11 protein-coding genes are annotated in these 12,352 nt (G+C 25.9%); 1 reads left to right on the forward strand and 10 read right to left on the reverse strand.

What is annotated here, in order from left to right; genetic code table 11:
- Positions 1 to 88: 88 nt before the first annotated feature.
- From I4U89_RS06365 to I4U89_RS06405, 9 genes are all read right to left on the reverse strand, one after another.
- Complete coding sequence (locus I4U89_RS06365; protein ID WP_195939520.1) at positions 89 to 955, reverse strand: YitT family protein; 867 nt, start codon at positions 953 to 955, stop codon at positions 89 to 91.
- A 381-nt stretch (positions 956 to 1,336) separates the two neighbouring features.
- Entirely contained in the window at positions 1,337 to 2,026 is a 690-nt protein-coding gene (locus I4U89_RS06370; RefSeq protein ID WP_195939523.1) for an LrgB family protein, read from the reverse strand.
- 2 nt (positions 2,027 to 2,028) lie between these two features.
- Positions 2,029 to 2,391 carry a CidA/LrgA family protein gene (locus I4U89_RS06375; RefSeq protein WP_195939524.1) on the reverse strand — a complete coding sequence of 121 codons (363 nt, stop codon included), beginning with the start codon at positions 2,389 to 2,391 and terminating at the stop codon, positions 2,029 to 2,031.
- Between the two features lie 102 nt (positions 2,392 to 2,493).
- The gene (locus tag I4U89_RS06380; RefSeq protein WP_195939526.1) at positions 2,494 to 3,459 is read right to left on the reverse strand and encodes a WG repeat-containing protein; all 966 of its coding nucleotides are present in this window, start codon (positions 3,457 to 3,459) and stop codon (positions 2,494 to 2,496) included.
- Between the two features lie 114 nt (positions 3,460 to 3,573).
- Positions 3,574 to 4,962, reverse strand: a complete 1,389-nt coding sequence (locus I4U89_RS06385; RefSeq protein ID WP_243279169.1) for a tetratricopeptide repeat protein — start codon at positions 4,960 to 4,962, stop codon at positions 3,574 to 3,576.
- Positions 4,963 to 5,115: 153 nt separating this feature from the next.
- Positions 5,116 to 6,573, reverse strand: a complete 1,458-nt coding sequence (locus I4U89_RS06390) for a VanW family protein (protein ID WP_195939528.1) — start codon at positions 6,571 to 6,573, stop codon at positions 5,116 to 5,118.
- A gap of 114 nt (positions 6,574 to 6,687) precedes the next feature.
- Positions 6,688 to 8,079 carry a UbiD family decarboxylase gene (locus tag I4U89_RS06395; protein WP_195939530.1) on the reverse strand — a complete coding sequence of 464 codons (1,392 nt, stop codon included), beginning with the start codon at positions 8,077 to 8,079 and terminating at the stop codon, positions 6,688 to 6,690.
- Between the two features lie 184 nt (positions 8,080 to 8,263).
- Complete coding sequence (locus I4U89_RS06400) at positions 8,264 to 9,022, reverse strand: protein phosphatase 2C domain-containing protein (protein ID WP_195939532.1); 759 nt, start codon at positions 9,020 to 9,022, stop codon at positions 8,264 to 8,266.
- A 283-nt stretch (positions 9,023 to 9,305) separates the two neighbouring features.
- Positions 9,306 to 9,617 (reverse strand): hypothetical protein, encoded by a 312-nt coding sequence (locus tag I4U89_RS06405; RefSeq protein ID WP_195939534.1) that lies wholly within the window; start codon positions 9,615 to 9,617, stop codon positions 9,306 to 9,308.
- A gap of 189 nt (positions 9,618 to 9,806) precedes the next feature.
- Here I4U89_RS06405 and I4U89_RS06410 point away from each other — a divergent pair, with 189 nt between their 5' ends.
- Positions 9,807 to 11,570, forward strand: a complete 1,764-nt coding sequence (locus I4U89_RS06410) for a peroxiredoxin (RefSeq protein WP_195939536.1) — start codon at positions 9,807 to 9,809, stop codon at positions 11,568 to 11,570.
- Positions 11,571 to 11,603: 33 nt separating this feature from the next.
- On the opposite strand, the gene I4U89_RS06415 is transcribed toward I4U89_RS06410, so the two are convergent.
- A complete protein-coding gene (locus I4U89_RS06415) occupies positions 11,604 to 12,203 on the reverse strand; it encodes a ribonuclease H family protein (protein WP_195939538.1) in 600 nt (199 codons plus the stop codon).
- Positions 12,204 to 12,352: the final 149 nt, after the last annotated feature.

A 12,352-nucleotide genomic window follows, 5' to 3' on the forward strand; every position in this document is an offset into this window, starting at 1 on the left:
ATCCAAATACTTTTATATATTTAACTATAGAGTTAAATATATTTAATCATTCCCATATATATTTTTTTACTCATATTTATTTTTAACTTTATAAGTACTTTTCTTTAAATCCTCTACCCTTAACCTCACTTACATCATTTACAGATATAAATGATTTTTTATCATATTTTAAAGCAATTTCCTTTATCTTAGGTATCTCATTTGATGATACTATACAGTATATAAGCTTTTTCTTCTCATGAGTATATGCACCTTCAGCTTCTAAGAAGGTTACACCTCTATGAAGTTCACTCATTATCTCTCTTGCTATACTATCACTTTCTCTAGATACAACCATAACTGACTTTTGATAATTCATAGCATCTTTCACAAAGTTCATACAGTATGCACTTATAAACATACCTATTAATGTGTATAATGCTAAATCCATACCAAATAATACTCCGCCTATAGATACAATTAGTATATTTATAGATAATGTTGTATCTTTCATAGGAATATTTTTCTTAAATTTTAATATTGCAGCTAATATATCTGTACCACCTTGTGATGATTTTGTTCTAAATACAATACCACTTCCAATTCCTGATAATATCCCTCCATAAACACTTTGAAGTAATATATCATTTATAGGTATATATTGAGCTATATCTTGAGTTATACCTAGTAAAAAAGAAAATATCATCATGTTTATTAAACTAGATATACAAAATTCTTTTTCTAAGTATATAAACCCTAATATAAATATAGGTATATTTATTAAAAATGTTAAAAGACCTATATTTATTCCTGTTAAGTAATTTATAGCTGTAGAGGCACCTGGTACTCCCCCACTTAATAGATGTGCTGGTCTTAAAAAACCATTGACACCTATACATGCTATAATCATTCCACCTATTACCACTAAATATCTTAAAAAAGCATTATCTTCTAAAGTGGTGTTAACTTTGCTCATTTTGTTCTCCCTTCAATTCAACCTAAACAAATCACCTAATAAATTAATAGGTAATTTAAATTATGCTTTTTCTTATTCATTACACATGATATATTATATTATTTTTTTTTAATATGTCTAGTTAATTTTTTTTTACCTATTTTACTTTTTTTTAACTTTTGAATAATTATTAAATTATTTAGCAGTAAAAGATTTAAACGAATAATTTCTTGCATAATATATAAATACTGAATAATTTAATTCACAATAAAAGGCAAGAAATATATTTTGTTCCTTACCTTTTATTGTGTAATATATACTTTTAAATTTGAAAATATTTTATTTAAACCTTCATTTTTTGATATTTTATTATATATATTTTCATTTATAAGAAAAAACTTTTTATATCATATTAATTATTATAGGTATTAATATGACTGTAATTATACCAGATATACCTATAGATAATCCACTCATGGCCCCTTCAATTTCTCCTAATTCTAAAGCCTTTGATGTTCCAAGTGCATGTGCCGATGTTCCAAGTGCTATTCCTTTTGCTACAGGATGTTTTATTCTTCCAAGCTTAAATACAAGCTCTGCCATTATAGCGCCCAATATACCTGTAAATATTATTGCCACTACAGTTATAGACTCTATACCATTTATAGTATTAGTAAGAGATAACCCCATAGGAGTTGTTATAGATTTAGGTATTAATGAATTTATTATACTAACATCTGCATCTGTAAATCCAGCTATTATCTTTATAGAAATAAATGATACTACTACACCTGTAGTTATACCTACTAATATTTCTAATATATGCTTTTTAAATAAATCAAATTGCTTATATAATGGTAATGCTAATATAACCGTTACAGGACCTAAAAAGAAGTTTATACTATCTGCACCTTTTTTATAACTTTCATATGGTATCTTAGTTATATTTAAAAATAATATAATTCCAACTATTGCAATTAAAAGTGGGTTCATTAAAGCACTTTTAGTTTTCTTTTGTATATAAAGTCCTATGTTAAAAAATATTATAGTTACTACTATCCCAAATATAGGTGTGTTTAAAACATTATACATGACTAGTTCTCCTTAACTTTATTTTTAATCATCTTTTCTACTACTATTCCAGTTATGTACATAACTAAAATAGTACTAAAAAATATAGTTATTAACAATACAAATACATTTTTTTCAATAAGACCTAATGATCTTATAAGTGAAACTCCTGCTGGTATGAAAAATATAGCCATATTATCTAACAATAAATTACCTATATCTTCAAGCTTGTCCACCTTTACTATGTTTGCCTTTAAAAGTATAAATAGTAATATCATACCAACTATACTACCCGGTACAATTACTATATTTTGTATGAATGAGCTTATGTATTCACCTAAAGCCCATACACCTAGTATTAATACTAATTGATTAAATAATTTCATTTTTGCCTCCTTTAATTCTGACTAAATCTTTAATGAAATTGTAAAGGGAGTTATAACACTCCCCCGTATAATACTTTATCATATTTTTAGATATTTTCAAATTTATAGTAGTAATTTTCCATACTTATCTATATAATTGTTATTTTTTCCATTTATTATTTCAGAATATCCATCTTTAAAATCAGATAGAGATTCATATATTGGAAGTACTTCTACATTACCACTTTTGTTTATAAATCCCCATTTTCCACATTTACTATTATTAATTCCTCTTATAAGTGAATTAGTATTTATATTAAACCTACCTAATCCTTCTTTAAAGCTGCAAGCATAATCAAATATAACATCTATAACTACATCACCATTATTGTTTATATATCCCCATTTTTCATTTATACATACAGCTGCTAATCCTTCGCTAAATGGCTTTGCTTTATCAAACTTAAAATCAATCTTTAATTTACCATTTCTATCTATATATCCCCATTTGTTATTATTTCTAACAGCTGCTAATCCTTCACTAAAATCTGTTGCTATTTCATATGTAGGTTTTATTATAAATTCACCTTTCCTATTTATATATCCATACTTATTTTTATATTCTACTAATGAAGTGCTTTCTTTAAATTGATTTGCATAAGTATATTTTGGAGGTATTACTAATTCTCCATTAGAATTTATATACCCCCACCTCTTATTTATTTTTATATTAGCTAAACCTTCACTAAAATCTCCCGCACATTCATACTTAAAATCTATAGCTAAATTTAAATTTTTATCTAAATATCCATATTTATTGTAGGCTTTAGCTCTAGATAGTCCTTCATTAAAATCAGATATACTATCTAGGTGTAAATAGACTTTAGTATTTCCTAATTTATCTATATAACCAAATATCCACCTGTTAATTCCTCTTATTTTTTTTATATATGTAATGACACTATAGCCATCTTTTAATCGCTCTGATACATACTTAAATTTAGGTCTTACAACGATGTTTCCTTCTTTATCTACAAACCCATATTTTCCATCCCTAAGTATCGGAAGAAAAAGTTCCTTATTATTCATACTTATCCTCCTCGCTAAAACTTAATACATCCTTCTATAAGTTTATTTAAATGTAGTATTATATATGATTGTGATTTGTAAGATAACAAAAAATAAAACTACCTATTGGTAGTTTTATTTTTCTTTTAATATATCATTAACTTTTGAATTATTGTACATACTATCTGGTACTTCACTTCTTAATCCATAAAATGTATTTTTTGCATCTTCTAAGTCACCTTTATCATAATAAAGCATTCCTAGTTGATAAAATGCATCATCATAATATTGATCATTCTTCGTATAAGTATTTATGTATCTTTTATAATATTTTATAGCTTCTTCATCATTACCTGTCTTTTCATTTAATAGTGCTAGCTGGTATACAGCCTCTGATATATATTTCTTACTTTTTCCTTGAGATACAATATATTCAAAGTTTTTTATAGCCTCTTTATAATTTTTATCTTTAGATTCATCAACAGCCTTATGGTATAAAGTCTCTTCATCAGAAACTATAACTTGTGTATCTTCTTTTTTACCTTCATTTTTTGCATTATTTAATTCTTTTTCTTTCTCTTTTATTTCTTTATCTTTTTCATTTAGTTCTTTACCCGCTTTGTTTAATTCTTGTTCATGGTTACTTAATTGCTCATTTAATTTATCAATTTTATTTTTACTATACATATGATATGCACCTAATGCTAAAAGTAAACATACTCCAAATATTAAAAATGGCTTACTATTTTTAGATTTTTTCTTAGGCTTAACATCTTCTTTTTTTTCTTCTTTTTCTTCCTTCTTTTTTTCAAGCAAAGGATTATCCTTATCTACTTCTCTTAATCTACTTAGATAATGTTCTCTTTTTTTAACATTACCTATCTTATCATATATTAAAGAAAGTATTATATATGGTTCTATTAAATCTGGATCATCATCTATCATATTTTCAAGTATGTGTATTGATTCTTGGTTCATCTCCTCATTAATAAATCTTATAGAGTGATTATATCTACCTAAGAATACTTTAAATTCATCAGATGATAGCATATCTACATACTTTCTAGATAGTTCATTGTTACCATAACACATAGCAGTGTAAAAACTTTCAAAAGCCTTAGCAAAATCACATTTTAATAGAGTAAGTAACCCCTTTAAATTAAGTATGTCTACATCTTTTGGGTTTATCTCTATAGCTTTTTCTATTAATTCATATGCACTAGTTAAATATCCCTTTATAGATAAATCCAGCGCATTATTGTACCTTTTATATGATTCTAACTTCAGTTCTTTTGAAGTATCTTCTGAGTTACTCTTAAGTGTATTTTGTAAATTTAATATTGTTTCTTCTTTATAGTTATTAGTTACATAACTTTGCTTTAATGCCTTTAATGTTTCGTTAGTTTCTTCTTCATCTATATTAAAAAATGTCAAATCACTTTTGTTATCTTCAACTAAAGATATATCTAAAATTTTTCTAGGCATTTGCTTTATATCTTTTTTGATAATTTTACCTAAAATCATATTCTCCTCCTAATTTAAATATATATTCTAAGATAACACATTTAACACTCCAAGTCAAAGATATACATATTTTCATATTTTTAGGCAAATTGTTATAAAAAAAGATAACCTACATCATAGGCTATCTTTTTATAACTAATATTATACCCCTTCTTAAGATACACTTGGTGTGTCTGGATTAGGATTTTGTTCTGGTTGTGGCGTTGGTGCCTCTGGTTGTACAGGTTTTTGTTCTGGTTGATTTGGTTTTACTGGTTGTACAGGTTTTTGTTCTGGTGTTTTAACCTCCATAGTTCCTACAGCTATAACTCCTTGCTTTTTAGGATAATATGATGTGTATACTTTTTCTTTTTTTAGCACTTTTCCATTACTATCCTTATATACTCTGTAAGTTGATACTGTATATGCATTTCTTGCTTTTTCTAATTGTTTTTCTTTCCCTTTTGGAAGAGTTGGATCATCCACTCTTTTTATAGGAGCTTGTGATACTCCATCTATATTAGTTACTATATCTACATTTTGCTTATCTGATTTACTACCATATATTTGACATATAACTCTATTTCCTGATACATAATTTTTTAAATATATAGGCTGCTTTAAATTATTTTTAAATACAAAATCTATCCCTCCATCGGTTACAGTTGCATCTCTCCCTTTTGCTACATATGTAGATGGTATAGAATGATTTTTAAGTTCTACGATTTCTAACCCTGAATATAACACCGTATTATATAGTGTAGATGATACCTGACAAACTCCACCTCCTACACCTTCTTGTACTACTCCTTGTACTATAACTGGAGCATTTTTATAACCATTTGATACAGTTCTCATTAAAGTATTTTCATTATATGAAAATGTCTCACCAGGCATTAGCAGTTTATCACTAGTTCTACTTGCTGCTAATCTTATATTAGTTGTTCTACCAGCTACTGATGAATCAAATTTTGTAGAATAACTAGCTAGTAATGTATCTATATGTTGTATATCATCTTTTTTTACATTCTGATTAGTAACTTTTACTACTAACTCTTCTTTTTTATTTCCTTTTTTAAGTTGACTGATTATATTTTCTACACTCTTATTTACATCAACTTCTTGCCCTTTATGTCCTGGTAATACCTCTACTTCAGAATTATTTATATCTATTTTTGCATCTTCCATATCAATATTTATATCCTTAGATATATCTTGGACACATTTTATTAATTTCTCTTTATTATAATCTACTTTAAGCTCAAGGTTATTTTTTACTCCAAAATTTGATTTTATAGTTTTTTTAATATTATCTATCATAGAACCTTCTCTATTTATAGATAGTGCTTCATTAATAGTTTTATCTAGACTATATTTTAAGTCTATATCTTTGCTATTTATTTTCCATAACTTATCTGAATATGAAATATCTATTTGTTTTATGTCGTATTTTTTATTTAGTACATCTTTAGCTTCTTCTCTTGTCATATTTCCTATTGATATGTTGTTAACATATGTGTTTTTAAGTATTTTATTTCCGTTTATTTGGAAACTTATAAAACCTATAAAAACAATTATTCCCAATAATATTACACCTGTTATAGGATATACATATTTTTTTACATCTTTCATGTCTTACTCTCCTCAATCTCCCATTTTTCTCACATATTATTACTTGGCTATAAGATTCATATATCCTCTTTTATATTTCAATATTTTAAAAAAAGTGTGTTAAAAAACACACTTTTAATATTCTTTAATCTCTTTTTGAGAAATTATATAAACTTTTTCACTATACATATTTATCATAAAAGCTTCTTTAGGTCTAAAGAATCCTTTATTTACAATTTCATAGTAGTATAAGTCTTCATTTCCCTTTAATATATTTTCTAATCCTTTTTCATCTTCTACATATCTATCCGCTTTATTTTTAGATACTTCATATATTTCTTTGTACTTTTCGTCATTTTTTTCTAATTTTTTTTGAAGTATAAATTTAGCTTTTTCTTCACTTATTGCAAATTGTACTTTTCCTGAATTATCATATCTAAAATACCCATTACAGTAAGTATTTTTGTAATCTTTATTACTATCTCTATATGAATATATTTCCTTTGTTTTGGCATTTACTAGTATTTCATCTGTTAACATTCCATACTCTAAAACTTCAACACAATAATATTTTTCACCATCTATCATTTGGTAGTAAGAATTTATAGATAGGCTATTTTTAGATATGTTTCCTTTTTTAGATATTAAATTAATAATATCATCAGCTGATAATGTGTATATTGATAATTTTTCCTTATACTTTTTTTCTAAATTTAGTATACTTTCATCATCTGGATAATATTTTTTTACATACTCTATGTATCTTAATGCACTTTCATAATCTCCATCTTTGTTACTTTCATCAGCTTTTTCTATATAATCATCATATATAAGCTCTATACATTCATCTTTTTCTTTTTGTGCTTTATTGTAGTATTTTTCATCTTTTTCTAATACTTTATCATAATCTTGTATTGCTTCATAATACATATGATTTTCTTTGTTTTCATTTGCTTTTTCATACACCAATCTAGATTCATGTATTTGCTCTATATTACTTTTATATACATCTAATTCATTTGAAATTCCATTTAGTGTAGATGCCATACTTATATAAGATAATGCTGTATCATAATCTGTATTTTCTTCCTTATACATATCTGAGACTCTTTGAGATTGTTCTATTATACGACCTACATCTACTTCAATATTTTCTATCGCATTTATGGTATTTATCATACCTACATATTGTTCCTTTGTAATTTCTTTATTTATGTATTTATCTCCACTTTCAAGAAGTAATTTATTTATCTTTTTAGATAATGATTTATCAATTCTTTTCATTTTAGAGTCAGAAAATTTCTTTTCGTAGTTAGAGTAATTGTCAATAGCTATATTATATCTACGGTTTTCTATATTTTCCAATAACGTATTAACTTCCTTTTGTACACTTAATTCATCACTACTTATGAAAAATACTATAGCTAATACTATTACACCTAATACTGATAATGAAACTGTGATTATATTTTTTTTATATATATCTATAAAATCTACACATTTATAAAATAATTCTTTAAAATTCATTATCGTTCCCTTTCCTATTTAGTTTTTATGCAAATATCACTATTTATTATATCATATATGTATATCTTTAACCATATTTTATATTATTAGTAAATATATGTATTTTAATTGTTTATAAAAAAATAAGTCAATATAATGTCTATAAAATTTTTTAAATACACAATATTGACTTATTTTTATTTATTTATATTAAAAACACAATACTTATATCATCCTGACTTTTTTGCTTGCTTAACTTACTTAGTTGCTGTTTGTAAGTTCTTTTTAGAATTTCTCTAGAAAATACACTCTTATTGTACATATATATTGTATCTTCAAGGCTTTTATATAATTCATTTTTATTTACAAAAGATTGTTCATATCCATCTGTAAATATAATAATATTTTCTTTGAATTTATTATTTTCATCATCTACATAATACATAATGTTTTTATATGAATCTACTCTTCCTAAAGAATCAACTGTATCGCCTTTTCTAGTTTCTAGTATTTCTTTAAACCCAGTATTATCTTTTATTATAATATTTCCATCTCCTATTTTTAGATATAGTCTAAATCTATTAGTTACCAACACAGCTATTAATGTTGTAGAATATTTTATATATTCTGTTTTAAAAACTAATGGATGAAATTTTTCAAAATCTGCCTTAACTAAATCCATCCATTTTGATTGAATTTCCATTTGTATCTTTTTTTCTTCTAGCATATTAATTAACTCTTTTAAGTCTAAATATGCCAAATCTTTAAGCATAGCTATTGCAATATTACAAGCTATTTTAGCCCCTCTATCACTATATTTGAAAAAATCACTACTATGACCATCAGACACAGCAAAAACTATTCCTTTATCAAAAAAATCGAAATCTAAATAATCTTGAGATTTCGATTTTTTTAATATATTTTTATAACCAGTTACCATTTCTGAAAATATGTTGTATTCCATAAGCAACCTCTCCTATAATTGTTCTTAATTATCTTTTATTATAGGTTTTATATATTTATAACTAAAATTTTATTTTCTTAAATAAAAAATTCACTTCATTTAAGCAACTTCATCCGTTACTCAAAAGTTCTTTTTTGGCTACTTTATAAAGGGGAATCATTATTTTTTAATATGTCGCTATTACTTCAATATATTATGCATAATTTATAAATAGATATAATAATTAATAAGCAAAAAAGACACCATAGTTTATTTTATTGTGCCTTTTTAAATCATTTTAATATTAAGATATTTTTCTTTTTGCTTTAACAACTTCTCTTGTATTTCCTCTTTTAATATTTTTATTCTTTATAACTTTAGTCTTTTGTATATGTTTTTTATTTTTAAATATTCTATTGTAGTCTACAACTACTAACATAACTGTTAAACATAAAGTTAATCCTACAAATAACATAAAGTAATATTCTAATCCTATAAACACTCCCATGATAGCATTTAGTATTATAAGTCCAAATGTTATAACAAAAGATACAATAGATGATAGAACTAAAACTTTAAATATACTTTCTATCTTTCTTAGGATAGATTTCAACATTCTCACCCCGTATAATAACAAATCTTTACATTTATCTATCTTTAAATATATCAAATATATACATAAATATCAATTATTATTAGTTATTTTTCTAAAAGTATTTACAACTATATTTTCTTCGTAACAATATCACCCCTTAATTAATAAAATATAATTAGGTTATATTTTATTAATTAAGGGGTGATATGTATGCCATGCCTTCCAAGTTTAGGATCAAAAGCTCCTGATTTTAAGGCTAATACAACATTTGGGCCTATAAAATTATCTGATTATAATGGTAAATGGGTAGTTTTATTTTCCCATCCTGGAGATTTTACTCCAGTATGTACTACAGAATTTCTATGCTTTGCTAAATACCATAATGAATTTAAAAAAAGAAACACAGAATTAATAGGTCTAAGCGTTGATAGTAATGCGTCTCATCTAGCTTGGATGTATAATATATTTACTATGACAGGTATTGATATTCCGTTTCCCGTTATAGATGATAATGATAAATATGTAGCTAAGCTATATGGTATGATTTCAGAACAAATGAGTAATACTTCTACAGTGAGATCTGTTTTTATAATAGATGATAAACAAGTACTTAGAACTATACTTTACTATCCTCTCACAACTGGTAGAAATATTCCTGAGATTTTAAGAATTATAGAAGCACTTCAAACTAGTGATAAAGATAAAGTAGTAACTCCTGCTAACTGGTTTCCTGGTATGCCAGTCATAGCACCATCTCCTAAAACTTATAAAGAGTTAAAAAGCAAAATAAAAAACTGTGAAAAAGAATATGCATACATGGATTGGTACCTCTGCTTTATGCCAGATAAAGATAGACCAACTATTAATGCAAAACATAATAAAGATTTATTTATAAAACCTAAAAATACTAAAAAGTGCCAAAGACCCGAAATAACAGACCCAGATAAACAGCCTGCTATAAGTTGTCCTGATGTTAGTCCAATAGTTATGTCGTATGTATTTGGTAATCCTGGAAACGTAGATCCTAATTTACTTGATGCTGTAATCTATGCATTCGTAGAAATAAATGAAAATGGAACACTACGAGTTCCTACTCCTAATTATTTAAATCAACTTCTACGTCTTAAAAATGTTAAGCCTACCTTAAAAGTTATTGCTGCCATTGGCGGATGGGGAGTTGAAGGTTTTTCTGATGCTGCTTTAACGCCTGCATCTAGATATGCCTTTGCTAGAGAAGCAAATAAGCTCATAAAACAATATAATTTAGATGGTATTGATATTGACTGGGAATATCCAGGAAGTAGTGGTGCGGGTATAAAATCTAGACCTGAAGATAAAGAAAACTTTACACTTTTACTAACTGCTCTAAGGGATGTTATAGGAGATAATAAGTGGTTAAGTGTTGCTGGTACTGGAGATATTGGTTATATAAATAGAAGTGCTGAAATATCTAAAATAGCTCCTTTAATAAACTATTTTAATCTAATGAGTTATGATTTTACAGCTGGAGAAACAGGTGAAAATGCTAAGAAACATCATGCTAATTTATATCCTTCTGATTTATCTTTAAGAGGATATAGTGTAGATTCTATGGTACAAAATTTAATAAATGCCGGTATGCCTCGTGAAAAAATACTACTCGGTGTTCCTTTTTATGGTAGGCTTGGAGCTACAATTACAAGATCATATGATCAACTTAGAAGAGATTATATAAATAAAAATGGGAATACAGTAATGTTTGATAGAGATGCTAAGGTACCTTATCTAGTAAAAGATGGAGAGTTCTCAATGTCTTATGAGGATACTCTTTCTATTTATATAAAAGCTCTATACGTACTAGATAATTGTCTTGGCGGCATTTTTTCTTGGACATCGACATACGACCAGGCAAATATTTTGGCAAAAGCTATGTACGACGGTATAAATAGACCTTCTTTTGTTTTAGATGAATTAGAGGAGTTTGGATTAAGTTAAAAATAAAGTCTTGCAAAATATTTTGCAAGACTTTTATATTCCTATAGCTTTTTTTGCTAATTTATCAGCTTCATCGTTATATTTATTACCACTATGTGCTTTTACTTTTACAAACTCAACATTTAACTTATCTTTTATATCATCATAAAATTTCTTATATTTAATAGTTCCTTCTTTATTAGTTTTCCATGAGCCTATACACCATTTTTCTATTCCCTCATAATCAAAATATAAAATTAAATTATTTATGTTATTGTCTATGCAATAATTCATTGCAATTTTTGCAGCCTCGATTTCCCCTGCAACATTTCTCATTCCAACTAAATCTTTATCATTTCCTTTTTTACTATAAGTTTTTACAACTTCTTCATTTTTTATTATAACTACCCCTGAACCATATTCTCTTATTGAATGTTCATAACTACCATCAACATAAGCTTTTACAATTTCTTTTCCCTCTTGTATTTTTACACCACTTTCACCATCTATATATACTTTTGCTTCCTCTATTGTAGTAAAGCTTTTATACTCAGCACCTGAAAAACCATTTATTTGTTCCTTACAATCATTCCATGTATTGTATATTCCATTGTTTCTTCCTTTTCTTACTGCATAAAACTTAACTTTAGCCAAATTCATCACTTCCTTTAATATAACTATTTATATAAAATTTATTTTCTTCTTAAATTATACATTTAATAACTATTCTATATTAAAATTAATACTTTTAAAAGATTTATTATTTTACATATTCTTATGAAAATTTCCTTAATTTTTGCATT

The organism is Romboutsia sp. 1001713B170131_170501_G6 (assembly GCF_015668195.1).
Classification (GTDB): Bacteria; Bacillota; Clostridia; order Peptostreptococcales; family Peptostreptococcaceae; genus Romboutsia_C.

Excerpts from the sequence above, each read along its gene's own strand:
- I4U89_RS06365 (WP_195939520.1), bottom strand. The coding sequence starts at position 955 with ATGAGCAAAGTTAACACCACTTTAGAAGATAATGCTTTTTTAAGATAT.
- I4U89_RS06370 (WP_195939523.1), bottom strand. The coding sequence starts at position 2,026 with ATGTATAATGTTTTAAACACACCTATATTTGGGATAGTAGTAACTATA.
- I4U89_RS06375 (WP_195939524.1), bottom strand. The coding sequence starts at position 2,391 with ATGAAATTATTTAATCAATTAGTATTAATACTAGGTGTATGGGCTTTA.
- I4U89_RS06380 (WP_195939526.1), bottom strand. The coding sequence starts at position 3,459 with ATGAATAATAAGGAACTTTTTCTTCCGATACTTAGGGATGGAAAATAT.
- I4U89_RS06385 (WP_243279169.1), bottom strand. The coding sequence starts at position 4,962 with ATGATTTTAGGTAAAATTATCAAAAAAGATATAAAGCAAATGCCTAGA.
- I4U89_RS06390 (WP_195939528.1), bottom strand. The coding sequence starts at position 6,573 with ATGAAAGATGTAAAAAAATATGTATATCCTATAACAGGTGTAATATTA.
- I4U89_RS06395 (WP_195939530.1), bottom strand. The coding sequence starts at position 8,079 with ATGAATTTTAAAGAATTATTTTATAAATGTGTAGATTTTATAGATATA.
- I4U89_RS06400 (WP_195939532.1), bottom strand. The coding sequence starts at position 9,022 with ATGGAATACAACATATTTTCAGAAATGGTAACTGGTTATAAAAATATA.
- I4U89_RS06405 (WP_195939534.1), bottom strand. The coding sequence starts at position 9,617 with ATGTTGAAATCTATCCTAAGAAAGATAGAAAGTATATTTAAAGTTTTA.
- I4U89_RS06410 (WP_195939536.1), top strand. The coding sequence starts at position 9,807 with ATGCCATGCCTTCCAAGTTTAGGATCAAAAGCTCCTGATTTTAAGGCT.